Source organism: Klebsiella sp. K-Nf6 (assembly GCF_002806655.1).
Taxonomy (GTDB): Bacteria; Pseudomonadota; Gammaproteobacteria; order Enterobacterales; family Enterobacteriaceae; genus Klebsiella; species Klebsiella variicola.
Genome location: NZ_PIBN01000018.1, coordinates 1 through 23,484, shown reverse-complemented (window position 1 = coordinate 23,484; position 23,484 = coordinate 1). Strand labels below are relative to the sequence as shown.

Below are 23,484 nucleotides of genomic sequence, written 5' to 3'. Positions count from 1 at the left end.
AGCCCGGATAAGGCGCTGTGATCATCCCCGGTGGCGCTGCGCTTACCGGGGCTACCTGTCTCATGGCACGGGGGGCGGCCAGTATTGTAGGTCGGGTAAGCGTAGCGCCACCCGACAACATAACAATACAACGAGGTAGCCCGGATAAGGCGCTGTGCGCCGCCATCCGGGAAATCGGCGCAGTGATCAGCTAATGACAGCCGACGTCAGCTGTGTTTAATTAAGGCTCCCGGACGGGAGCCTTTTTTATGGGAGCAGAACAATGAAACGCACGTTATTTGCCGTGATGGCCCTGCTGGCCAGCGGCGCGGCGCTGGCAGACGAGTGCAGCAACGCCAATACCCAAACCGAAATGAATCAGTGCGCGGCCGCGCAGTTTCAGGCGGCCGACAAAAAACTGAATGACACCTGGCAGCAGGCCCTGCAGCGCGCGGTGGGTAAACAACAGACATTACTGAAGCAGGCGCAGCAGGCATGGATCGCCCTGCGCGACGCCGATTGCGCCTTCCTCGCGTCCGGCGCCGAAGGCGGCAGCATGCAGCCGATGCTGGTAAGCCAGTGCATGACCGATAAGAGCGTGGAGCGGGAGTCATTCCTCTCCTCGCTACTGCAGTGCGAGGATGGCGATCAAAGCTGCCCACTGCCACCGGCCAATTAACGGACGCGAATGCCTTCGATAATCATCCGCTGGACATTATCGACCGTTTGTTCAAAAAAGGCCGCGTCCTGCAGCGTGGCGCCGGTGACCGCCTCCACCTGGGTAGCGAAGTCGGCGTAATGCTGGGTGGTGGCCCAGATCATAAAGATTAAATGCTGCGGATCGACCGGCGCCAGCTTGCCACGGTCGATCCAGCCGGAGACAATCGCCGATTTCTCATCGACCAGCGCTTTCAGGTCCCCGGTCAGTTCGCCCATCAGCAGCGGCGCCCCCTGCAGCATCTCGAGGCAGAAAAGCTTCGAGGCCTGGGGATGATCGCGGGACACCTCCAGCTTCAGGCGAATATATTCGCGGATCGCCACCAGCGGGCTGATATCCTCACGAAACGCCTTCAGCGGCGCCAGCCAGATGGCGAGGATCTGCTGCAGGACAGCCACATACAGCGCCTCTTTCGAAGGGTAGTAATAGAGCAGATTGGTTTTCGATACCCCGGCGCGCTCAGCCACTTGCTCCAGTCGCGTACCGTGAATACCAAATTGCGAAAATGCCTCCAGCGCGGCGGCCAGGATGGCCTCCTTTTTGGCGCTTACCGCTTGTGAACGTTTGCCGTTTTTCTTCACCGCGCCTTGTGTCATGCATCCTCTCCTTCAGTTGACGCCACCAGCATAGCAAAAGCCCTGCGCCGACACGACCCCGTGCACCCTGATTGCGCATGACTGCCGTTTTTTCGTGCACTGATTTTGACCATCCAGTCCACTTTTTTATCGTCCTTTTTAGCAACTCAAAAGTAACACATTAATAACATTGGCATTTATAAAACTGGCATCGCGTTTGCTTTAGCTCTTCTGCAAGGTGGTCCAGGGAGAGGCAGGATGCCGCACCACCGCAACTTCATCTTCCATGACTGCAGAGAGGTAGGTATGAAAATTGGTGTTTTCGTTCCCATTGGCAACAACGGCTGGCTGATCTCTACTCATGCCCCGCAGTATATGCCGACCTTCGAACTGAATAAGGCTATCGTGCAGAAAGCCGAGCACTACCATTTCGACTTCGCGCTCTCCATGATCAAGCTGCGCGGCTTCGGCGGGAAAACCGAGTTCTGGGATCACAACCTGGAGTCCTTCACCCTGATGGCCGGCCTGGCGGCGGTGACCTCGAAGATCCAGATCTACGCCACCGCCGCCACCCTGACGCTGCCGCCAGCGATTGTCGCCAGGATGGCCTCCACTATCGACTCCATCTCCGGCGGTCGGTTTGGCGTCAATCTGGTGACCGGCTGGCAAAAACCGGAATATGACCAGATGGGCATGTGGCCGGGAGATGACTATTTCGCCAGCCGCTATGACTATCTCACCGAATACGTTCAGGTGCTCCGTGACCTGTGGGGCACCGGGCGCAGCGATTTCAAAGGTGATTACTTCACCATGAACGACTGCCGGGTCAGCCCGCGCCCTTCGCAGCCGATGAAGGTGATCTGCGCCGGGCAGAGCGATGCCGGTATGGCCTTCTCCGCTCAGCACGCGGACTACAACTTCTGCTTTGGCAAAGGAGTCAATACGCCAACGGCCTTTGCCCCGACCGCCGCGCGCATGATGCAGGCGGCGGAAAAAACCGGCCGCGATGTGGGGTCCTATGTGCTGTTTATGGTGATCGCCGACGAAACCGACGAGGCGGCGCGCGCCAAATGGGAACATTACAAAGCGGGCGCCGATGAAGAAGCGCTGGCGTGGCTCACCGAGCAGAGTCAGAAAGACACCCGCTCCGGCAGCGATACCAACGTGCGCCAGATGGCCGACCCCACCTCGGCGGTCAACATTAACATGGGCACCCTTGTCGGATCGTATGCCAGCGTCGCGCGGATGCTCGATGAAGTGGCGAGCGTGCCCGGTACCGACGGCGTGCTGCTGACCTTTGATGATTTTCTTGCCGGCATCGACGCCTTTGGCGAACGCATTCAGCCGCTGATGCGCTGCCGGGACCACATTGCTCCTGTTACCCGTGAGGTGGCCTGATGATTACCCTTCCCGCTCGCCCGGAATCCCTGACCTTCGCGCCGCAGCAGAGCGCGCTGATTGTGGTCGATATGCAGAACGCCTACGCCAGCCAGGGCGGTTATCTGGATCTCGCAGGCTTTGACGTCTCCGCCACCCGGCCGGTTATCGACAATATTAATACCGCCGTCGCCGCCGCCCGCGCCGCGGGTATGCTGATTATCTGGTTCCAGAATGGCTGGGATGACCAGTATGTTGAAGCTGGCGGCCCGGGCTCGCCGAACTATCACAAGTCCAACGCGCTGAAAACGATGCGCCAGCGTCCGGAGCTGCAGGGCAAGCTGCTGGCGAAAGGCGGCTGGGATTATCAGCTGGTGGACGAGCTGACGCCGCAGGAAGGCGACATCGTGTTGCCGAAACCGCGTTACAGCGGCTTCTTTAACACCCCGCTCGACAGCATTTTGCGCAGCCGCGGCATACGCCACCTGGTGTTCACCGGGATCGCCACCAACGTCTGCGTCGAATCGACGCTGCGCGATGGCTTCTTTCTCGAATACTTCGGCATCGTGCTGGAGGATGCCACCCATCAGGCCGGGCCGGCCTTCGCCCAGCAGGCGGCGCTGTTCAATATTGAAACCTTTTTCGGCTGGGTCAGCGACGTCGAGAGTTTCTGCCACGCGCTGTCCCCCGCCACCCCGCTGTCTTTAGCCAAGGAGAAACGTTATGCCTAAACAGGTGATTATTCCGCCAGGCACCACCACGCCGATTGCCCCCTTTGTTCCGGGGACGCTCGCCGACGGGGTGGTCTACGTCTCGGGCACCCTGCCGTTTGATAAGCAAAACAATGTGGTGCACATCGGCGACCCAAAGGCGCAAACCCGCCACGTGCTGGAGACCATCAAGAGCGTTATCGAAACGGCGGGCGGGAGTATGGCGGATGTGACTTTCAACAGCATCTTTATCACCGACTGGACAAATTACGCCGCGATTAACGAGGTCTACGCCGAGTTCTTCCCCGGCGATAAACCGGCGCGCTTCTGCATTCAGTGCGGGCTGGTGAAGCCTGATGCGCTGGTGGAAATCGCCAGCGTCGCCCATATCGGCACCCCGACATGATGAGGCTCAATATTGCTCCAGCCCCATGGCCCGGCGCGCCGGTGGTGGTCCTCAGCGCCGGCCTTGGCGGGGGCGGCGGCTACTGGCTGGCGCAGCGCGCGGCGCTGGAGGCACAGTATCAGTTGGTGAGTTATGACCATAACGGGACCGGGGAAAACGCCGGCCCGCTGCCCGCCGACTACAGCATGGTGACGATGGCCGGGGAGCTGTTCAGCGCCCTGCAGGCGGCGGGGATCACCCGCTTTGCGCTGGTGGGCCACGCCCTGGGGGCGTTGATTGGCCTGCAGCTGGCGCTCGATCGCCCCGAGGCGGTGAGCGCCCTGGTGCTGGTCAACGGCTGGCTGACGCTGTCGCCGCATACCCGCCGCTGCTTCCTGGTGCGCGAGCGTCTGCTGCATGCCGGCGGCGCGCAGGCGTGGGTTGAAGCGCAACCGCTGTTTCTCTACCCGGCGGAATGGATGGCCGCGCGCCTGCCGCGCCTCGAAGCGGAAGATGCGCTTGCCATCAGTCATTTTCAGGGCAAGGATAATCTGCTGAAGCGACTGCAGGCCCTGAAGCAGGCTGATTTTTCACGCCGTGCGGCGGCCATTGCCTGTCCGACGCTGATTGTCAGCGCCGCTGACGACCTGCTGGTCCCGGCCTCCTGCTCCCGCGTGCTGCAGGCGGCGATCCCCGGCAGCCAGCATGTGGAGATGCCGTGGGGCGGCCATGCCTGTAACGTCACCGACGCCGATACGTTTAATACCATTTTATGCGACGGGCTGGCCGCTATGCTGCCGGTCGCCAGGGAGATCTAATGAACGACGCGATAAACCACACGGCCTGCGAGACGCTGTTTACCCAGGCCCGGACCCACAACGGCTGGCTGGATAAGCCGGTGAGCGACGCGCAACTGCAGGCCGTCTGGGACCTGATGAAAATGGGGCCTACCTCCGCCAACTGTTCGCCGGCGCGCATCGTGTTCGTCCGTAGCGCGGAAGGCAAAGAGAAGCTCCGCCCAACGCTCTCCAGCGGCAATCTGCAGAAAACCATGCAGGCGCCGGTGACCGCCATCGTGGCATGGGATAGCGCCTTCTACGACCGGCTGCCGACCCTGTTTCCCCACGGTGACGCCCGCAGCTGGTTTACCTCCAGCCCGCAGCTGGCGGAAGAGACCGCGTTTCGCAACAGCTCGCTGCAGGCGGCGTACCTGATTTTCGCCTGCCGCGCGCTGGGCCTCGACACCGGGCCGATGTCCGGTTTTGACCGGGAAAAAGTCGACGCGGCGTTTTTCGCCGACAACGGCTGGAAAAGCAACCTGCTGGTAAATATCGGCTATGGCGACCCCGGCAAGCTGTATGGTCGCCTGCCGCGTCTGTCCTTTGATGAAGCCTGCCTGCTGGCATAAGGAGTTGGCGATGGAGTTAGCGGACAAAGCGAGTTTTCGTGACGCCATGGCCCACGTCGGCGCCGCGGTTAACATTATTACCACCGATGGCCCGGCGGGCCGGGCGGGGTTCACCGCCAGCGCGGTCTGCAGCGTTACCGACACGCCGCCGACCCTGCTGGTCTGCCTGAACCGCTCGGCCTCGGTGTGGCCGGTGTTCAGCGAACACCACACGCTGTGCGTCAATACCCTGGCGGCCGGACAGGAGGCCCTGTCGACGCTGTTTGGCGGTAAAACGGCAATGGACGAGCGTTTTGCCGCCGCCGACTGGCAGACTGGCGCCACCGGCTGTCCGCGGCTGGAGGCGGCGCTGGTCAGCTTTGACTGCCGTATCGACCAGCGCGTCAGCGTCGGCACGCACGACATCCTGTTTTGTCACGTCGTGGCCATTACCCGTCACCCGGAACCCCGGGGACTGATGTGGTTTGACCGCGGTTATCACACGCTTATGCGACCCGCTTGTTAACCTTTAACCCGGGATATCATCATGGCACTCTTCGATTTTCCTCGCTGGAAGTTGACCTCCCCCGCCGCTGAGTCCGGCGTTGTCGCCCCCGATGAACGCTTGTCGGCCGGACAAACGCTGGTGATGGGCGTGCAGCACGCCGTTGCGATGTTCGGCGCGACGGTGCTGATGCCGTTGTTGATGGGGCTCGACCCCAACCTGTCGATTCTGATGTCGGGCGTCGGCACCCTGCTGTTCTTTGTCGTCACCGGCGGACGGGTGCCGAGCTATCTCGGCTCCAGCGCCGCTTTTGTCGGGGTGGTGATCGCCATTACCGGCTTTAACGGCCAGGGGCTGAACCCTCATCTGAGCGTCGCCCTTGGTGGGATCATCGCCTGCGGGCTGGTTTACACCCTGATTGGTCTGGTAGTGATGAAGATCGGCACCCGCTGGATCGAGCGCCTGATGCCGCCGGTGGTGACCGGCGCGGTGGTGATGGCAATCGGCCTGAACCTGGCGCCGATTGCCGTGCGCAGCGTGTCCGCCAGCGCCTTCGACAGCTGGATGGCGGTGTTAACCGTGCTCTGCATCGGCATAGTCGCGGTATTTACCCGCGGGATGCTGCAGCGTCTGCTGATCCTGGTCGGCCTGATCGTCGCCTGCGCACTGTACGCCCTGCTGGCTAACGGTTTTGGCCTTGGCAAACCGCTGGACTTTTCCTCCCTCGCCCAGGCGGAGTGGTTCGGGCTGCCGCACTTTACCACCCCATCCTTTAACGGTCAGGCGATGATGTTGATTGCGCCCGTCGCCGTGATCCTGGTGGCTGAGAACCTGGGGCACCTGAAGGCCGTCGCCGGGATGACCGGGCGCAATATGGACCCGTACATGGGGCGCGCCTTCGTCGGCGACGGGCTGGCGACCATGCTCTCCGGCTCGGTGGGCGGCAGCGGGGTCACGACCTATGCGGAGAACATTGGCGTCATGGCGGTGACCAAGGTCTATTCGACGTTGGTCTTTGTCGCCGCGGCGCTGATCGCGATGCTGCTGGGCTTCTCACCGAAGTTTGGCGCATTAATCCACACCATTCCCGGGCCGGTGATCGGCGGCGCCTCGATCGTGGTGTTTGGCTTAATTGCCGTCGCCGGGGCGCGGATCTGGGTGCAAAACCGCGTCGACCTCAGCCAGAACAGCAATCTGATCATGGTGTCGGTGACCCTGGTGCTGGGCGCAGGGGATTTCGCGCTGTCGGTGGGCGGCTTTACGCTGGGCGGGATTGGCACGGCCACCTTCGGGGCGATCCTGCTGCACGCGCTGCTTCATCGCGGAACGCGGGAAGCGAAGGAGGCCAGGGTAACGCCGGTGTAAGCCACATTAGCGCGGCGTTGGCGCAGGGAGCGGTATGGGCCTGGGTGGTGTGAGCCTGTAGGCCGGATAAGGCATTTATGCCGCCATCCGGCACCGCCGCAGGTACGGAGCCTGACCGCCCGGCGGCGCTGCGCTTGCACGGGCCTGGAGACAATCAGAGCCGGGCCAGGATAAGCGCCGCTGTCGGGTCAGAAGCGTAAAATTATGGCTCGCGGCGATCGGCCAGGTCCGGGAGCGGCTGCGCATCGTCGTTTGTGGAAACCTGCGACGGCGACTTGCGCTTCCACTTCAGCTCGCTCACCAGCACCCCTGCGAGGATCAAGACGCAGCCGAGCAGGGCCAGCAGCGGCAGACGCTCACCGGCCAGCCGGCCAAAAATACCGGCCCATACCGGTTCACCAGTATAGATAAGGGTGGCCCGCGTCGGCGAGACGCTGCGCTGCGCCCAGTTCATGGTCACCTGAATGATCGCGCTGAAAATCCCCAGCCCCAACGCGACGCCGAGCAGGGCCGGCGTCAACGGCGGAACCGCCTCACCGGCCGGCTTCATGGCGGCGAAAGCCACCAGCGACGCGGTCGCCAGCTGCACGACCGTCACCCGGCGGACATCAACTTTCCCGGCCCAGGCGCTGATAAGGATAATCTCCGCGGCGATCGCCAGCGCGCTCGCCAGAGTAATCATCTCCCCCACGCCAAGCGCCAGCAGATTATTTTCCGGCCCGGCCAATAAGATCAAACCGATAAAGGCCAGCACAATCCCCACGCAGGACATTACCCCCGGCATACGGCCCAGGCACAGCCACTGCAACAGCGGCACCAGCGGCACATACATCGCCGTGATAAACGCAGACTTACTGCTGGAGATCGACTGCAGTCCCCAGGTCTGCAGGCCATACCCCAGCGCAATCGCCACGCCAATCGCCACCCCCGCTTTCACCTCCAGCCACGTCAGACCGCGCAGGGTGCGCAGCGAGAGCAGGCCCACCGCCAGCGCGGCGGTCGCGAAACGCAGACCGACAAAAAACAGCGGCCCGCTGAGGCTTACCGCATACTGCACGGCAAGGAACGTCCCTCCCCAGAACATGGTGATCATGATAAGGAGCGCTTCCTGGCGGGTAATGGAGAATTTTAACGAAGACATAAGACAGCCATGACGATTAACGGGCGACCAGTGTGCAATCCGCCCGGCGGGAGCGCAACCACCGACAGATAAAAAAACCGCCGGCAGATGCCGGCGGCGAGGGCGATGCGGTTGGGTGGGGGAGATTAACACCGCATCAAAGAGAACAGTGCGAGTCGCGCGTTAACTGTCACGACTACCATGACTGTTTTTACCCCCTTTTTTGCCAGCCTCTGAGGCGCGCTGAGGGTCATTTTTAAAATTCCCCCCGCTATGCTGGCCACCTTTACGTCCTGCTTCTGATGCTCTTTCACGGTCTTCAGCAAAGTTGCCAGAACCGCCACGATGGTTTGCCATTACTGACCTCCATTAGGTTAGACATCATAGTGCATTACGCGGGAGCGGCGATGCCGCTGTCTTACCGCGTATCTATAAGGTTAGTGAATGACAGCTGCTGACGGCGACAAATGAAATATCCAGAAACAAACCCGGGCGAAAAAAGTCCCCTCGCGGCGTGAACGGGTCCTAACCGACTCTGCTGGCGGAGAAAAAATAGTCGGCAAAAATGTATCCTGATGCTACACCCTTGCCGCACCGGCCAAAATGGCAGGCGCAACGCCCCCTCTTCTCTCCTGTTCAGGCCGCGCTGTGCAAGGAAAAGTAAATAACGCTTTGTCATTTTGTTATAAATCAAATAAATGCCCGTTGGATTTGCACTCTCCGGCGGAGGCTTTATCTTTAAAGGTAACCAGTCATTTGGCTGGCTTATAACGCAACCGAGGAGTGATGGAAATGGCTAAAATTCTGGTGCTTTATTATTCCATGTATGGACACATTGAAACCATGGCTCACGCCGTCGCCGATGGGGCGAACCGGGTGGATGGCGTTGAGGTGGTTGTGAAGCGCGTGCCGGAAACCATGCAGGCTGAAGCATTTGCCAAAGCAGGCGGGAAAACTCAAAACGCGCCCGTCGCCACGCCGCAGGAGCTGGCAGAGTATGACGCCATCATCTTTGGTACCCCAACTCGTTTCGGCAACATGTCCGGTCAGATGCGCACCTTCCTCGATCAAACCGGCGGCCTGTGGGCGTCCGGCGCCCTGTATGGCAAAATCGCCAGCGTATTCAGCTCAACCGGCACCGGCGGCGGCCAGGAGCAAACGATCACCTCGACCTGGACGACGCTGGCCCACCACGGCATGATCATCGTCCCGATCGGCTATGGCGCCCAGGAGCTGTTTGATATCTCCCAGGTCCGCGGCGGAACCCCTTATGGCGCGACCACCATCGCCGGCGGAGACGGTTCGCGTCAGCCGAGCGAGGAAGAGTTAGCCATCGCCCGCTATCAGGGCGAACATGTCGCTAAACTGGCCGTTAAAGTACACGGCTAATCTTCTGCAGGAGGAGCAACATGCCAACTCAAGAAGCAAAAGCACATCACGTCGGCGAATGGGCAAGTTTACGTAACACCTCGCCGGAGATCGCCGAGGCGATTTTTGAAGTCGCCCATTACGATGAAAAACGGGCGGAGCAAATCTGGGAGGAAGGCAGCGACGAAGTGCTGGCGCTGGCCTTTGCCAAAACCGATAAAGATGCGCTGTTCTGGGGTGAACAGACGATTGAGCGTAAAAACGTCTAGGACGTTTATTCCCGTCAGGGCTCACCCTAACCTGCTAAAAAACCCGGATTGCTCCGGGTTTTTTACATTACTTCGCCGCCTCGTTGATCACCTTTTTAAAGGTCTCCAGCGGGCAGAATCCCTGATCGTCAACCGGGCAGCCGTTAAGCGCCAGGGTGACCCGCTGCGGCGGGGCCTGCAGGGTTAACGCGTCGGCGTTACGCAGCTGTTCAGTACTTTGATAGACATACTCAATCTTCATCAAATCGCGATTGCCGGCGCTGTCATGCCAGCGCTGAAACAGCAGTTTGCCGCCAATGGGCGTGCGCTCGTACTGGCCAGGTAGTTGATAAGGCTTAAAGTCCAGGGCCGTCAGCAGCGAGGCGATATTCGAGTCGTGCCCCACCAGCAGCGTGACTTTCGCCTTGTTGGCCTCCTCGCCCACCAGCGCGTTATCGATATATTTAACCAGTGGTTTGGCGACGTTTTGCGCCACTGCCGTCGAGGTAAACAGACTATCCTGGTAGCCGTTTTTCAGCTTCGACAGCACCTGCCATTGCTTATCGCTGGTGATTTCCCCCCACGCCACCTGGTCTTTCGGGAAACCTTCATAGTATTGCAGGGTGAACGCATCCACCAGCGAGTTGCCCACCTTCAGCGGGCCGGAAACCCCCGGCTCCTGCTGATAACCGGCGCTAAAGGTATCCTTACCCTCGCTCAGCGAGCAAACCTGCTTCTCTTTGCAGGAGGGCGAGTTGCGGTAATCGATCATCGTCTCCAGCAGCTTATAGCTCTCGGTCAGTTGCATCCCCTGACGCTCTTTTTCCATCGCCTGCAGCGCTTTCTCGCGAAACGCGGGGGAGTCGTCGGTAATAACCGGGTTGAAGGTCGGGTCCATAGTGCCCATCTGCGGCTGATGGTGCACCGTGATACCGCAGCCCGGGAACGCGCCGGTGATAAAGAACTGCGCGGTGGCGACGGTGCGCTGCAGGCTGTTGGCATAGGCGTAAACCGCGTTTTCCGGCGGGCACTCACCGCTGGTCACCAGCTTCTGCTGCGCCAGCCATTCGCGCATATAGTGGCCCATATACACCTCCAGCACGCCGCCTTTGGTGGTCAGCTGACCGCCCGGCACATCCCACTGCGGCCAGGCTTTCGCTGTCGACTGCTCCAGTACGCTGCCGTTATTGGCCAGCGGCGCACGCAGATTGTGACGGCTCATGATCAGCACCTGTTGCAGCTGATACCCCTCCGGGGCGGCCGTGTCCTGCGCCTGAGCGCTAGCGGATAACATCACCGCGCCGGCGACGGCGGCGGCAAGTAGACGTTTTTTCATCCCTTCATCCTTAGTCATTTATTATCATCGCGTTAATTGTGACGGATTGATGACATTTTTCCTGGTAATCGCTCGCAAACTTAGACCGTAGTCGAAAATTTCCCCTGCCGGGCAAAGAGTTTTATAATGAAACAATTAACCTGGAGGCCTTCGTGAAACGTACCCGTCTGGAAAACAGCTGTTGCCCTATCGCCCGTTCCCTCGATGTAATCGGTGACTGGTGGTCGCTGCTGATCGTCCGTGATGCCCTGCGCGGGGTGCGCCGGTTTAGCGAATTCCAGAAAAACCTCGGTATTGCCAAAAACATGCTCGCCGGGCGGCTGAAAATGCTGGTGGATGAAGGCATCCTGCGCCTGCAGCCGGCCTCCGACGGCAGCGCCTGGCAGGAGTATGTCCTGACCGACAAGGGCCGTGCCCTGCAGACGGTGCTGGTCGCCCTCTCCCAGTGGGCAGACGATTATCTTTTTGACCCGAACGAACCGGCGACCCGGCTCATTGACCGCCAGCAGCGTCAGCCCCTGCGTAAACTGGTGCTGCAGGCGGCCGATGGCCGTGAGCTCTCCCCAGCGGATATCACCATCGCCCTCCCGCTGAACGACTAATCGCTCCCTGCGGCAGGCAGAAATAAAAAAAGCCTGGCAAAATAGTTGCATTATTAAACCAGATATCTCATGCTGAATTTGGTTTAATAATGCAACCTTTTACGAGGCAATTCTCATGACCCAGTCATCGCACACTGCTTTTATCACTGGCGCGTCCTCAGGTATCGGCGCGATCTATGCCGAACGACTCGCCGCCCGCGGCTACAACCTGATCCTCGCCGCCCGTCGTGAAGACCGGCTGCTGGCGCTCGCCGACCAGCTGCAGGCACGCTACGCCATCCAGGCCAGCATCCTCAAAGCCGATCTTAGCGAAGAGCACGGGATTGCCGCCATAGAGCAGCGTCTGCAGCAGGATCCCGCCATCGACCTGTTCATTAACAACGCCGGCACCGCGAAAATGGCGGGTTTTCTCGCCAGTACGCCGCGCGAGCACCAGGCGATTCATACGCTCAACACCACGGCGCTGCTGCGCCTGAGCTATGCCGCGCTGGCCGCTTTCACCCCACGACGCCGGGGAACGCTCATTAATATTGCCTCCATCCTCGCGCTACATACGCTGCCGGGCAGCGCGGTCTACAGCGCCAGTAAAGCCTGGGTGTTGAGCTTCACCCGCGGTCTGCAGGATGAGTTTGCCGACAGCGGCGTGCGTATTCAGGCGGTATTGCCGGCGGCGACCGCCACCGATCTCTGGCCGACCTCCGGCGTGGCGCTGGACGCCCTGCCCACCGGCACAGTGATGACCACAGAAGATCTGGTGGACGCCGCCCTCAGGGGGCTGGATATGGGGGAACAGGTCACCTTACCGCCGGTTCATGACCTGGGACTGTGGGAGGCTTTCGAGCAGACCAGACTGGCGCTGTTTACCAGCGCGCGAACCGGGCAACCGGCGCCGCGGTATCGCTAACCCCCTTGCGGCGGGCGTTACTCCGGTAGCGGAACCGCCGTCAGGGTACAAATGGCCTCGTGCTCGCCGCCGCGGCGATCGGTAATCACCACCTTATCGCCCGCTTTTTTACCTTCACATGGCTTGAGGATCTGCTCCACGATCCGTTCGCGGCTCGCCTGAGGTTCACTTTCAGCCTGGCTGGCGAAGGCAGACAGCGCCAGCACCACACCCAGCAGGCTGAGGGTTTTCTTATACATGACTTACTCTCAGATCATTCTTATTCGCGGTCAGCGTAACCTGCTGTAGACCGCACTTCTGTAAAATCACTTAACGGAGTGTTACGCCATTTCAGATGAAACCCTGGCTGTCACATTCCTGCGGGAAATATTTTATCACAACCCCATCGCCGAAGATTCCCGGTATGAGGCGTCATCTTTCAGACATATCCCGATGTTATCTTCAAACAGAGCCCTGTATCTTTTTCCCTTTCTAAACAGAATATTAGGTTGGTCTATGTCGGGTCTTATTCTCTTTATCGTCGCGGTGGCGCTGCTGGGCGTCGCCATTTACAGCCTGGTGTCGTACCTCAAAGAGCGGCGCGCCAGTCAGTTACCTGTCCATAAAAAGAAGAAATAACACCTTCCGTTCCCCGCCGTTTTCTGCTGATTTCTTTACCATCCTGTACTGTCCCTTACCGAACCAAAAACGAAGGCAGGCCAGTGGGCCTGCCTTCGTTCAACAGCAGCATCAAACGTTTATGATTCCCAGGCCTGCTCCGCTTTGGTGGCATCGAACTGCGGCGGGGGTTTACGGAAACGCCGGGTCAGATAAGTCAGGTACAGCAGGCCAAGCGCCGCCCACACCAGACCAAGCGTTAGCGAGGTGGCCTCGAGGTTGATCCACAGCACGCCCACGGTCAACGCCCCGACCATTGGCAGCAGCAGATAGTGCAGACGATCCTTCCAGGTTTTGTTATACCCCTTGCGCCGCCAGAAGTGGTTGAACACCGACAGGTTAACGAAGGTAAACGCCACCAGTGCGCCGAAGTTGATCAACGCCGTGGCGGTCACCAGGTCGAAGAACAGCGCCGACAACGCAACGATGCCCACCATAATCACGTTCAGCGCCGGGGTACGCCATTTCGGATGCACATAGCCAAAAATACGCTCCGGGAAGACGTTGTCGCGGCCCATCACGTAAAGCAGACGGGAGACGCTGGCATGCGACGCCAGGCCCGACGCCAGGGTGTTAACAAAGGTCGTGCACAGGAAAATCGACTGGAATAACTTGCCGCCCACATACAGCGCAATCTCCGGCAGCGCGGCATCAGGGTCTTTAAAGCGATGAATATCCGGGAAGAACAGCTGCATAAAGAACGACGCGGCGATAAAGATAATGCCGCCATACATTGCGGTGAGAAAAATCGCCTTCGGGATCACCCGCGCGGCATCAGGGGTCTCTTCCGACAGCGTGGTCACCGCATCGAAGCCGAGAAACGAGAAGCAGACAATGGTCGCGCCGGTAATAATCGGGATCAGATGGGCATTCTGGCTGATAAATGGCTGCAGCGACCAGACGGTACCCACCCCCTCGCCTTTGTGCAGCCCCTGCACCACCAGAATGACAAATACCACCATGATCGAGATCTGCACCAACACGAACAAGGTATTGAAGTTAGCCACCAGGTTAACGCTTTTCAGGTTCGCGGCGGTGAGGATGGCAACAAAGGTCACCACCCACACCCACGGCGGTACTTCCGGGAACAGCGCCGAGAGATAGATCTTCGCCAGCAGGACGTTGATCATGGGCAGGAACAGATAATCCAGCAGCGACGACCAGCCAACCATAAAGCCGACGTGCGGACTGATGGATTTTTGCGCGTAGGTGTAAGCGGAGCCAGCTTCCGGAAACTGGCGCACCAGTTTGCCGTAGCTGATAGCGGTAAACAGCACGCCCGCCAGCGCCAGCAAATAAGACGCCGGTACGTGGCCATTGCTGATGCCGGAGACAATGCCGAAGGTATCAAACACCGTCATCGGCGTGAGATAGGCCAGCCCCATCATCACCACTTGCCAGAGTTTGAGTGATTTCCGCAGACCAGGTCTGCCCGCCTGAGCGGCATCTTGCGCAGGAAGATTAATAGCCATCGCTCATTCCCCCTTTGCTGATAACAGTCTGCGGGTACAACGTCCGCGTGACAAACCTGCTTAGCAAAGGGGTAAGGCGTAAATAAAAGGGTAAGACGGACCGGTGAGCGGTAGCTGGTTGGCATCCAATGCGGCCAGAGCGGCCTCCCTCTCCCTGCGGATATTTGAACATCTGCATCATCTCATTTCCTCGTCACACACTGTGTCGTTAACTGAAGCCCCGTTGCCGCCTGCGCTCCTTAACGCGACATCCGGGAAATGGCTGGGCTCCCAGCAAAAAGGACGACCAGGCTCCGCTCAGGCCGTATGATGCTACTGATTACCAAACTCATGGGCCCCTCGCGGGGCGACCATCAGGCGTTTTTCAACATCCACTCAATTTCGGTTTCTGTGATAAGACGCTCAAACTGCAGTAATTCATCATGCTTACAGGCATGAAAAACGTGGCAGAAACGCTCACCGAGGCGCTCGCGCAGATGATCGTTCTGCATAAACTCCCACAGCGCATCGCTCTGGCGGATCGGGAACGGCAGGCCCTCTTGTTCCAGACCGTTACCTTCCACCTCTTCCTGCAAAGGCAGCTGGGGGTTATCCAGCCCGTGCAGAATGCCGGCAAAAATCGCCGCCATCACCAGATATGGGTTGGCGTCCGCCCCCGCCACGCGATACTCGACGCGGTGGTTCTGCCGCTCGCCGCACGGAATACGCAAGGCCACGGTACGGTTGTTATGCCCCCACGAAGCCTGCGTCGGGACGTACATCCCCGGCTGAAAGCGGCGATACGAGTTCACGTTCGGCGCCAGCAGCGCCATCGAGGCCGGCATCAGATCGATCATCCCGGCCAGCGCGCGTTTGAGCAGCGCGGAGTCTTCCCCGTCGCCGTCCACCAGCACGTTTTCCCCTTTATTGTTCAGCATGCTGATGTGGATGTGCATCCCGCTGCCCGCATGCTCTTCATAAGGCTTCGCCATAAAAGTGGCGTGCATCTTATGCTTCTCCGCCATTAAACGCACGAGACGTTTTAACGCCAGCGCATCATCGCAGGCATCCAGCACGTTATCGGTATGGTGAAGGTTGATTTCAAACTGGCCCGGCGAGGCTTCCGCCACCGCGCCGTCGGCGGGGATCAGCTGCAGTTTGGCCAGCTCGTCGATGTCATAAAGCACGTCGGCAAAGTGGTTAAGGTTATCGACGGAGTAGACCTGGCTTTGGGTGTTGCGATCGTCGGTGCCCGGCGCGCACGGCGGCTGGAGGTAGCCTTCGGCATCGCGTTTGCGGTCCAGTAAATAGAACTCCAGCTCTACCGCTACCACGGGGAACAGCCCGCGCTGGCGCAACTGCTGCCAGAGGCGGTTGAGTACGTTCCGCGGCTCAACGTCAAAGGGAGCGCCATCTTCATCAACCATGGTCAGCTGTACCTGGGCTATCGATTGTGGGTCAGCCGCCGAAGGCGTTAAGGTGCCAGGTACCGGGATGCAGCTACGATCCGGCTCGCCCATATCCTGACCCAGACCGGCCTCTTCCACCACATTGCCAAGAATATCCATCGCAAACACCGAGGCCGGGAAATAACAGCCTTTCTCCAGTTTACTCAGGCCGGCAACCGGGATCCGTTTGCCGCGGAAGCAACCGTTCAGGTCGGTGAGGAGGACATCGACATACTGGGTATCGGGGTAGGTTTCGAGGTAGCGCTTCACTTCTTTCGCGAATGCGCTGACCCGTCTCTCTTCCGTATGCTGAACAAAATTCTCAACTTCTACGATATTGGTTTCCATGATTCACCGCCGTTGGTTGGGTTTCGGTCCTGTGCTCAGACCGTTAAATATAATGTCCACCCCATCGACTTTGTATGCAAACAAATTGTTTGTCAAATGTTAAATTAAGTTTGCAAAGGGCTATTTCCACTGCTAGATTGAGAAAATATTGAACGATATGGCCGTTAAACCCGCTATAGCGGTCATAATTTAGTCCACTTTGTGAGGGCGATCATGGAAAATATAATGTACAAGCCAGTTATTGGCGTCGTGATGTGTAGAAACAGGCTTAAGGGTCACCAGACCCAGACTCTGCAAGAAAAGTACCTGAATGCCATTGTTAACGCCGGCGGACTGCCGATCGCCCTGCCGCATGCGCTGGCGGAGCCGGAGCTGCTGAACGCGTTAGTCGATAAACTGGACGGGATTTACCTGCCAGGCAGTCCCAGTAATGTGCAGCCGCACCTTTATGGTGAAAACGGCGATGAGCCTGACGCCGACCCCGGGCGTGATCTTCTGAGCATGGCGCTGATTAACGCCGCACTCGAAAGGCGCATCCCCATTTTCGCCATCTGTCGTGGACTGCAGGAACTGGTTGTCGCCACCGGCGGGACTCTGTATCGTCGTCTGTTCGAGCAGCCTGAGCTCCTTGAACATCGTGAAGATCCTGAACTGCCCGTCGAGCAGCAGTATGCGCCGTCCCATCAGGTTGAGGTTCAGGAAGGAGGATTGCTGTCGCAATTGATACCGGGCTGCAACACGTTTTGGGTAAACTCGCTACATGGGCAAGGGGCGAAAACTCTGAGTCCGCAGCTGCGCGTGGAGGCACGAGCGCCGGATGGACTGGTGGAGGCGGTCAGCGTGAACGATCATCCTTTCGCGTTGGGCGTACAGTGGCATCCTGAATGGAACAGTAGCGAATACGCCCTGTCGCGTATGTTGTTTGATGGTTTTATCACCGCCTGTCAGGGCCATCATGCTGAAAAGCGGCGGCGCTGACCACTACCGTTAAGGAAATGCAAATATGAGCGATGACGGACTGGCGCCAGGGAAACGTCTGTCAGAGATCCGCCAACAGCTGGGTCTCTCACAGCGTCGTGCCGCCGAACTGTCTGGGTTAACACATAGTGCCATCAGCACCATAGAGCAGGACAAAGTCAGTCCTGCCATCAGTACGCTGCAAAAGCTGCTGAAAGTCTATGGGCTGTCGCTCTCGGAATTCTTTTCTGAACCTGAAAAGCCGGACGAACCCCAGGTGGTCATTAATCAGGATGACCTGATTGAGATGGGGAGTCAGGGCGTTTCCATGAAACTGGTTCATAACGGAAATCCGAACCGTACGCTGGCGATGATTTTTGAAACTTACCAGCCTGGAACCACGACCGGGGAGAGAATTAAGCATCAGGGTGAGGAGATAGGCACCATACTGGAAGGTGAGATCGTGCTGACCATTAACGGTCAGTCGTACCACCTGGTGGCTGGACAGAGCTATGCCATTAATACCGGCATCCCGCACAGCTTCAGCAACACCTCGGCAGGCATCTGCCGCATCATCAGTGCCCACACCCCCACCACATTCTGATTATTTAGCCTGAACGAGGTTCAGGCTTTCTTCAGGCCTGTCGCGACGGAAAAGCTATTTTCGTCGCGGCGAAGAACTCGCAGTAATAACGCCTGTGCCGTACGGAATATTATTTCCTGTTGGCCCTGAAATAATTAACGCCAGTGAATGGCGGCTACCCCCTGAATAATTCGGGTTGCAAACAACCTGTCGAAATCCAGGGAAATAAACGGTATTCAACTCCGGGGATACACTATGCCCTGCGCCTGGCGCAGCGCCCCCGTGCAGCCTGAAAACGCCGAACTGATTAATTTGCCGATAATGTTTTTAAGGAGTCATGATGAATTTTCAGCACCTGGCTTACTGGCAGGAAAAAGCGAAAAACCTGGCCATTGAAACGCGCTTATTTATTAACGGCGAATATTGCGCCGCGGCCGATAATACCACCTTTGAGACCATTGACCCTGCCGCGCAGCAGACATTAGCGCAGGTCGCCCGCGGTAAAAAAGCCGACGTCGACCTGGCGGTGAAAGCCGCGCGTCAGGTTTTTGATAACGGCGACTGGTCGCAGGCCTCTCCGGCCTGGCGTAAAGCGGTTCTCACGAAATTTGCCGACCTGATGGAAGCCCATCGTGAAGAGCTGGCGCTGCTGGAAACGCTGGATACCGGCAAACCGATCCGCCACAGCCTGCGCGACGATATTCCCGGCGCCGCCCGCGCCATCCGCTGGTACGCCGAGGCGCTGGATAAAGTCTATGGCGAAGTCGCGCCCACCGGCAGCAATGAGCTGGCGATGATCGTCCGCGAACCGATTGGCGTGATTGCCGCGGTGGTGCCGTGGAACTTCCCGCTGCTGCTGGCCTGCTGGAAACTCGGCCCGGCGCTGGCGGCAGGCAACAGCGTGATCCTCAAACCCTCGGAAAAATCGCCGCTCACCGCCCTGCGTCTGGCCGGGCTGGCGAAAGAGGCCGGCCTGCCGGACGGCGTGTTGAACGTGGTTAGCGGTTTTGGCCACGAGGCCGGGCAGGCGCTGGCCCTTCATCCTGACGTTGAAGTCATCACCTTCACCGGATCCACCCGTACCGGCAAGCAGCTACTGAAAGACGCCGGCGACAGCAATATGAAGCGCGTATGGCTGGAAGCGGGCGGCAAGAGCGCCAACATCGTCTTCGCCGACTGCCCGGATCTGCAAAAAGCGGTCAACGCCACCGCCGGCGGCATCTTCTATAACCAGGGCCAGGTCTGTATCGCTGGCACCCGCCTGCTGCTGGAGGAGAACATCGCCGACGAATTTCTGACATTGCTGAAAGCGCAGGCGCAACACTGGCAACCGGGTCACCCGCTCGATCCGGACACCACCATGGGCATGTTGATTGATAACGCCCATGCCGACAACGTGCACAGTTTTATCCGCGGCGGCGAAGCCAAAAGCACGCTGTTCCTCGACGGGCGGAAAAACCCGTGGCCTGCCGCCGTCGGCCCGACCATTTTCGTTGACGTCGACCCGGCATCGACCCTCAGCCGGGAAGAAATCTTCGGCCCGGTACTGGTGGTCACGCGCTTCAAAAGCGAAGAAGAGGCGCTGCAGCTTGCCAACGACAGCGACTACGGTCTCGGCGCCGCGGTGTGGACCCGCGATCTGTCGCGCGCCCACCGCATGAGCCGTCGCCTGAAGGCTGGCTCGGTCTTCGTCAACAACTATAACGATGGTGATATGACCGTTCCGTTCGGCGGCTACAAGCAGAGCGGCAACGGGCGCGATAAATCGCTACACGCGCTGGAAAAATTCACCGAACTGAAAACCATCTGGATTGCCCTGGAGTCTTGATCATGACTGAACATACCACTAGCTACTACGCCGCCAGCGCCAACAAGTATGAACCGTTCCCAACGCTGGACGAATCGATAAGCTGCGACGTCTGCGTCGTCGGCGGCGGCTACACCGGCCTCTCCTCGGCCCTGCATCTGGCCGAAATGGGCTACGACGTGGTGGTGCTGGAAGGCGCGCGCATCGGCTTCGGCGCCAGCGGCCGCAACGGCGGTCAGTTGGTCAACTCCTATAGCCGCGATATCGACGTCATTGAGAAGAACTACGGCCCGGATGCGGCCAAAATGCTCGGCAGCATGATGTTCGAAGGCGGCGATATTATTCGCGAGCGCATCCAGCGCTACCAGATCCAGTGTGATTACCGCCCGGGCGGCCTGTTTGTGGCGATGAACCATAAACAGCTGGAAACCCTGGAAGAGCAGAAAGCCAACTGGGAGCGCTACGGCAACACCCAGCTGGAACTGCTGGACAGCCACGCAATCCGTCGCGAAGTGGATAGCGACCGCTACGTCGGCGCCCTGCTCGACCACAGCGGCGGCCATATTCACCCGCTGAACCTCGCCATCGGCGAAGCGGACGCCATTCGCCTGAACGGCGGCCGGGTGTATGAGCAGTCGCCGGTCACCCGCATCCAGCACACCAGCCCGGCGGTGGTCAGTACCGCGCGCGGCCAGGTGACCGCACGCTACGTCATCGTCGCCGGTAATGCGTATCTCGGTGACAAGCTGGAGCCGGAGCTGGCGAAACGCAGCATGCCGTGCGGCACCCAGGTGGTGACGACCGCCCCGCTGTCGGAAGAGGTCGCCCGCTCGCTGATCCCGAAAAACTACTGTGTGGAAGATTGTAACTACCTGCTGGACTACTACCGTCTGACCGGCGACAACCGCCTGCTGTACGGCGGCGGCGTGGTCTACGGCGCGCGCGATCCGGACGACGTTGAGCGCCTGATTATGCCCAAGCTGCTGAAAACCTTCCCGCAGTTGCAGGGGGTGAAAATTGACTACCGCTGGACCGGTAACTTCCTGCTGACCCTGTCGCGGATGCCGCAGTTCGGGCGTCTCGATAACAATATTTACTACATGCAGGGCTACAGCGGCCATGGCGTGACCTGTACCCACCTCGCCGGACGCTTGATTTCAGAGCTGCTGCGCGGCGACGCCGAGCGTTTCGACGCCTTCGCCAGGCTGCCGCACTACCCGTTCCCGGGCGGCCGCAGCCTGCGCATTCCCTTTACCGCCATGGGCGCCGCCTACTACAGTCTGCGCGACCGCCTTGGGGTTTAATCGCCTCCGCCGACGGCCCTGGCCGTCGGCTCATGCTGCGGATAGTGCAGTCGAAAGTAGTGGCGCAGAAACTCCACGGTGGTGCGAATTTTGGCGGACGTCGCCAGCCGGGAGACGTAGACCGCCCAGACATTGGCAGGCTGAAAGAATTCCGGCAGCACATGCACCAGATGGCCGCTGGCGATATTCTCCCTGACGTCCCACCATGAACGTAACGCAATTCCCTGCCCGTCCAGACACCACTGATGCACAATTTCACCATGGTTGGACGACAGCGGCCCGGTCACCTTGATCGCGTGCTGCCCCTCTTTGCTGTGCAACTGCCAGACGCCAAACGGATGATCGCGCTCTTTAATCACCAGGCAGGGTAAAGCGGCCAGATCGCTCAGCTGCTTCAGTGGTGGATGGCGGTCAAGGAACTGCGGCGAGGCGCAGAGCACGCGGTGGTTGGACGCCAGCTGGCGGGCAATCAGATTCGGCGCGATATCGTCGCCGACGCGAATATCGAGATCCACCCCTTCATTGACTAAATCCACCAGCCGGTCCTGGACATCGAAACGCAGTTCCAGCTGCGGGTACTGAAGGGCCAGCGCCGACAGCGCCGGGGCCACCACCCGGCGGCCAAAGCCGAAGCTGCTGATAATACGCAGCGTTCCCTGCGGCACCTGACGCACGTCGGAAAGCTCGTCCATCATCTCATCGACATCCTGCAAAATGCGCTGCGCCCACTCGTAGATCCGCTCCCCCTCCTCGGTAATGGTGACCCGGCGGGTAGTACGGTGCAGCAACACCACATTCAGGGTGTGTTCCAGCAGCGAAACCCGCTTGCTGACGAACGCCGGTGATACGCCAAGCTCCTCGGCGGCGGCGGCAAACCCGGCCCGGCGAGCGACCAGCATAAAGACGCGTAAATCATTTAGCAGCGGCAGATTATTCATGATCTGTGTTTTATGTTTCACCAGTTAGCGTGATTAATTATGAACCAGTCAATTATAGGATAGGCAGGTGGTCAAACATCATCGCTAAAAAGTGAGAACCGGAATGAAAAAAACCTGTCGTATTGCCGCCATCCCGGGTGACGGAATTGGCAAAGAAGTTCTGCCTGAAGGGATTCGCGTGCTGCAAGCCGCCGCACAGCGTTGGGATCTGTCGTTGAGCTTCGAGCAGATGGAGTGGGCAAGCTGCGAATATTATGCTCATCACGGCAAGATGATGCCGGACGACTGGCGCGAGCAGCTGCAGGGCTTCGATGCTATCTACTTTGGCGCCGTCGGCTGGCCGGATACCGTTCCCGACCACATTTCTCTGTGGGGGTCGCTGCTGAAGTTCCGCCGCGAGTTCGACCAGTATGTCAACCTGCGTCCGGTGCGCCTGTTCCCCGGCGTCCCCTGCCCGCTGGCGGGTAAAAAGGCCGGTGATATTGATTTTTATGTGGTGCGCGAAAATACCGAAGGCGAATATTCCGCCCTTGGCGGGCGCGCCAATGAAGGCACTGAGCATGAAGTGGTGATTCAGGAGTCGGTCTTTACCCGCCGTGGCGTGGACCGGATCCTGCGCTACGCCTTCGAACTGGCGCAAAGCCGCCCGCGTAAAACGCTGACCTCCGCCACCAAATCCAACGGTCTGGCGATCAGCATGCCCTACTGGGATGAGCGAGTGGAAGAGATGGCCAAAAACTATCCGGATATTCGCTGGGACAAGCAGCATATCGATATCCTGTGCGCCCGCTTCGTGCTGCAGCCGGAGCGTTTCGACGTGGTGGTCGGTTCCAATCTGTTCGGCGATATTCTCTCCGATCTTGGCCCGGCCTGTACCGGCACTATCGGTATTGCGCCATCGGCCAATCTCAACCCGGAGCGCACCTTCCCATCGCTGTTCGAGCCGGTTCACGGCTCCGCGCCGGATATCTACGGTAAAAATATCGCCAACCCGATCGCCACCGTGTGGGCCGGGGCGATGATGCTCGATTTCCTCGGTAACGACGACGAGCGCTATCACGCCGCCCACAACGGGATCCTGGCGGCGATTGAGCAGGTGATTGCCAGCGGGCCGAAAACCCCGGATATGAAAGGCAGCGCGTCAACGCAACAGGTCAGCGACGCTATCTGCAAAGCCATTTTGGCGTAATTACCCCGCCCGCTCCCCGGTCGCGCTGCGCTTACCGGGGCTACAAAAGGCACGATAATGTAGAAACTGTTATCGGTTTGCAACGGTTTCGCCCCGGGAAAAACGTTTGTTCTGTGTTATTTCCGGGCACATTGCGCTCCCGATATGTCTTCTGCGTTATGTCTCTTCTGGCGCAGGGAGCGCACAGGGGGCGGCCAGTCGCCGCCGCCCCCTGTACCCCCGG

Annotated in this window: 27 protein-coding genes; 19 read left to right on the top strand and 8 right to left on the bottom strand. The window is 59.3% G+C overall.

Features of this window, described 5'->3' with window-relative positions; all coding sequences use genetic code 11:
* Positions 1-262: 262 nt before the first annotated feature.
* On the top strand, positions 263-658 hold the full coding sequence (locus CWM61_RS23365; protein WP_074386357.1) for a lysozyme inhibitor LprI family protein: 396 nt from the start codon (positions 263-265) through the stop codon (positions 656-658).
* Here the strand turns inward: CWM61_RS23365 and rutR are convergent.
* On the bottom strand, positions 655-1,293 hold the full coding sequence (gene rutR, locus CWM61_RS23360; protein WP_047666343.1) for an HTH-type transcriptional regulator RutR: 639 nt from the start codon (positions 1,291-1,293) through the stop codon (positions 655-657). The genes CWM61_RS23365 and rutR overlap by 4 nt on opposite strands.
* Positions 1,294-1,578: 285 nt before the next feature.
* Here rutR and rutA point away from each other — a divergent pair, with 285 nt between their 5' ends.
* Genes rutA through rutG form a run of 7 tightly spaced genes read left to right on the top strand, consistent with a single transcriptional unit; the run spans position 1,579 to position 7,001 of the window.
* Positions 1,579-2,670: a pyrimidine utilization protein A gene (gene rutA, locus CWM61_RS23355; protein WP_004204507.1), complete on the top strand. Its 1,092-nt coding sequence runs from the start codon at positions 1,579-1,581 to the stop codon at positions 2,668-2,670.
* Positions 2,670-3,380 (top strand): pyrimidine utilization protein B, encoded by a 711-nt coding sequence (gene rutB, locus CWM61_RS23350; RefSeq protein WP_008805941.1) that lies wholly within the window; start codon positions 2,670-2,672, stop codon positions 3,378-3,380. Before rutA ends, rutB begins: the two co-directional genes overlap by 1 nt.
* Positions 3,373-3,765 carry a pyrimidine utilization protein C gene (gene rutC / locus CWM61_RS23345; RefSeq protein WP_004204505.1) on the top strand — a complete coding sequence of 131 codons (393 nt, stop codon included), beginning with the start codon at positions 3,373-3,375 and terminating at the stop codon, positions 3,763-3,765. Before rutB ends, rutC begins: the two co-directional genes overlap by 8 nt.
* Positions 3,762-4,562, top strand: coding sequence for a pyrimidine utilization protein D (rutD, locus tag CWM61_RS23340; RefSeq protein ID WP_100632011.1), 801 nt, complete (start codon positions 3,762-3,764; stop codon positions 4,560-4,562). Before rutC ends, rutD begins: the two co-directional genes overlap by 4 nt.
* Entirely contained in the window at positions 4,562-5,152 is a 591-nt protein-coding gene (locus tag CWM61_RS23335; protein WP_002898814.1) for a malonic semialdehyde reductase, read from the top strand. Before rutD ends, CWM61_RS23335 begins: the two co-directional genes overlap by 1 nt.
* Before the next feature lie 10 nt (positions 5,153-5,162).
* Positions 5,163-5,657, top strand: a complete 495-nt coding sequence (rutF, locus tag CWM61_RS23330; protein WP_012968592.1) for an NADH-dependent FMN reductase RutF — start codon at positions 5,163-5,165, stop codon at positions 5,655-5,657.
* A 21-nt stretch (positions 5,658-5,678) separates the two neighbouring features.
* The gene (rutG, locus tag CWM61_RS23325) at positions 5,679-7,001 is read left to right on the top strand and encodes a pyrimidine utilization transport protein G (protein ID WP_074386360.1); all 1,323 of its coding nucleotides are present in this window, start codon (positions 5,679-5,681) and stop codon (positions 6,999-7,001) included.
* A gap of 202 nt (positions 7,002-7,203) precedes the next feature.
* On the opposite strand, the gene CWM61_RS23320 is transcribed toward rutG, so the two are convergent.
* Both CWM61_RS23320 and CWM61_RS23315 read right to left on the bottom strand, forming a co-directional pair.
* The gene (locus tag CWM61_RS23320) at positions 7,204-8,142 is read right to left on the bottom strand and encodes a DMT family transporter (RefSeq protein ID WP_100632010.1); all 939 of its coding nucleotides are present in this window, start codon (positions 8,140-8,142) and stop codon (positions 7,204-7,206) included.
* A gap of 162 nt (positions 8,143-8,304) precedes the next feature.
* Complete coding sequence (locus CWM61_RS23315) at positions 8,305-8,478, bottom strand: general stress protein (RefSeq protein WP_065801247.1); 174 nt, start codon at positions 8,476-8,478, stop codon at positions 8,305-8,307.
* A gap of 117 nt (positions 8,479-8,595) precedes the next feature.
* Here CWM61_RS23315 and CWM61_RS30235 point away from each other — a divergent pair, with 117 nt between their 5' ends.
* The 3 genes from CWM61_RS30235 to CWM61_RS23305 all read left to right on the top strand — a co-directional run bounded on the left by CWM61_RS30235 (position 8,596) and on the right by CWM61_RS23305 (position 9,758).
* The gene (locus CWM61_RS30235) at positions 8,596-8,697 is read left to right on the top strand and encodes a hypothetical protein (RefSeq protein ID WP_227509589.1); all 102 of its coding nucleotides are present in this window, start codon (positions 8,596-8,598) and stop codon (positions 8,695-8,697) included.
* Between the two features lie 216 nt (positions 8,698-8,913).
* Positions 8,914-9,510, top strand: a complete 597-nt coding sequence (wrbA, locus tag CWM61_RS23310; RefSeq protein ID WP_008805935.1) for an NAD(P)H:quinone oxidoreductase — start codon at positions 8,914-8,916, stop codon at positions 9,508-9,510.
* Positions 9,511-9,530: 20 nt separating this feature from the next.
* The gene (locus tag CWM61_RS23305; RefSeq protein ID WP_061155116.1) at positions 9,531-9,758 is read left to right on the top strand and encodes a YccJ family protein; all 228 of its coding nucleotides are present in this window, start codon (positions 9,531-9,533) and stop codon (positions 9,756-9,758) included.
* A 67-nt stretch (positions 9,759-9,825) separates the two neighbouring features.
* Here the strand turns inward: CWM61_RS23305 and agp are convergent, their stop codons facing one another.
* Positions 9,826-11,073, bottom strand: a complete 1,248-nt coding sequence (gene agp / locus CWM61_RS23300) for a bifunctional glucose-1-phosphatase/inositol phosphatase (RefSeq protein ID WP_100632009.1) — start codon at positions 11,071-11,073, stop codon at positions 9,826-9,828.
* Between the two features lie 152 nt (positions 11,074-11,225).
* Between agp and CWM61_RS23295 the strand changes: the two genes are divergently transcribed.
* Positions 11,226-11,675 carry a winged helix-turn-helix transcriptional regulator gene (locus CWM61_RS23295; protein ID WP_061155118.1) on the top strand — a complete coding sequence of 150 codons (450 nt, stop codon included), beginning with the start codon at positions 11,226-11,228 and terminating at the stop codon, positions 11,673-11,675.
* 115 nt (positions 11,676-11,790) lie between these two features.
* Positions 11,791-12,579 carry an SDR family NAD(P)-dependent oxidoreductase gene (locus CWM61_RS23290; RefSeq protein ID WP_100632008.1) on the top strand — a complete coding sequence of 263 codons (789 nt, stop codon included), beginning with the start codon at positions 11,791-11,793 and terminating at the stop codon, positions 12,577-12,579.
* Positions 12,580-12,596: 17 nt separating this feature from the next.
* Here CWM61_RS23290 and CWM61_RS23285 read toward each other — a convergent pair whose 3' ends face one another.
* Positions 12,597-12,818, bottom strand: coding sequence for a hypothetical protein (locus CWM61_RS23285; protein WP_074386365.1), 222 nt, complete (start codon positions 12,816-12,818; stop codon positions 12,597-12,599).
* A gap of 256 nt (positions 12,819-13,074) precedes the next feature.
* Here CWM61_RS23285 and CWM61_RS23280 point away from each other — a divergent pair, with 256 nt between their 5' ends.
* Entirely contained in the window at positions 13,075-13,197 is a 123-nt protein-coding gene (locus CWM61_RS23280; RefSeq protein WP_002898600.1) for a small membrane protein, read from the top strand.
* A 119-nt stretch (positions 13,198-13,316) separates the two neighbouring features.
* On the opposite strand, the gene CWM61_RS23275 is transcribed toward CWM61_RS23280, so the two are convergent.
* Positions 13,317-14,708 (bottom strand): APC family permease, encoded by a 1,392-nt coding sequence (locus tag CWM61_RS23275; protein WP_061155121.1) that lies wholly within the window; start codon positions 14,706-14,708, stop codon positions 13,317-13,319.
* Positions 14,709-15,061: 353 nt separating this feature from the next.
* Positions 15,062-16,483, bottom strand: a complete 1,422-nt coding sequence (locus CWM61_RS23260) for a glutamine synthetase family protein (RefSeq protein WP_074386366.1) — start codon at positions 16,481-16,483, stop codon at positions 15,062-15,064.
* A gap of 225 nt (positions 16,484-16,708) precedes the next feature.
* Between CWM61_RS23260 and puuD the strand changes: the two genes are divergently transcribed.
* The 4 genes from puuD (at position 16,709) to CWM61_RS23240 (ending at position 21,134) form a co-directional block, all read left to right on the top strand.
* Entirely contained in the window at positions 16,709-17,461 is a 753-nt protein-coding gene (gene puuD / locus CWM61_RS23255) for a gamma-glutamyl-gamma-aminobutyrate hydrolase (protein ID WP_072199196.1), read from the top strand.
* A 25-nt stretch (positions 17,462-17,486) separates the two neighbouring features.
* On the top strand, positions 17,487-18,044 hold the full coding sequence (gene puuR / locus CWM61_RS23250; RefSeq protein ID WP_002898590.1) for an HTH-type transcriptional regulator PuuR: 558 nt from the start codon (positions 17,487-17,489) through the stop codon (positions 18,042-18,044).
* Positions 18,045-18,363: 319 nt separating this feature from the next.
* A complete protein-coding gene (gene puuC / locus CWM61_RS23245; protein WP_100632007.1) occupies positions 18,364-19,851 on the top strand; it encodes an aldehyde dehydrogenase PuuC in 1,488 nt (495 codons plus the stop codon).
* 2 nt (positions 19,852-19,853) lie between these two features.
* Positions 19,854-21,134, top strand: a complete 1,281-nt coding sequence (locus CWM61_RS23240) for an NAD(P)/FAD-dependent oxidoreductase (RefSeq protein WP_100632006.1) — start codon at positions 19,854-19,856, stop codon at positions 21,132-21,134.
* Here CWM61_RS23240 and CWM61_RS23235 read toward each other — a convergent pair.
* Positions 21,131-22,093, bottom strand: a complete 963-nt coding sequence (locus tag CWM61_RS23235; RefSeq protein WP_165784195.1) for a LysR substrate-binding domain-containing protein — start codon at positions 22,091-22,093, stop codon at positions 21,131-21,133. The two genes, CWM61_RS23240 and CWM61_RS23235, sit on opposite strands and share 4 nt — an antisense overlap.
* Positions 22,094-22,175: 82 nt before the next feature.
* Here CWM61_RS23235 and CWM61_RS23230 point away from each other — a divergent pair, with 82 nt between their 5' ends.
* Positions 22,176-23,261, top strand: coding sequence for a tartrate dehydrogenase (locus tag CWM61_RS23230; protein ID WP_100632005.1), 1,086 nt, complete (start codon positions 22,176-22,178; stop codon positions 23,259-23,261).
* Positions 23,262-23,484: the final 223 nt, after the last annotated feature.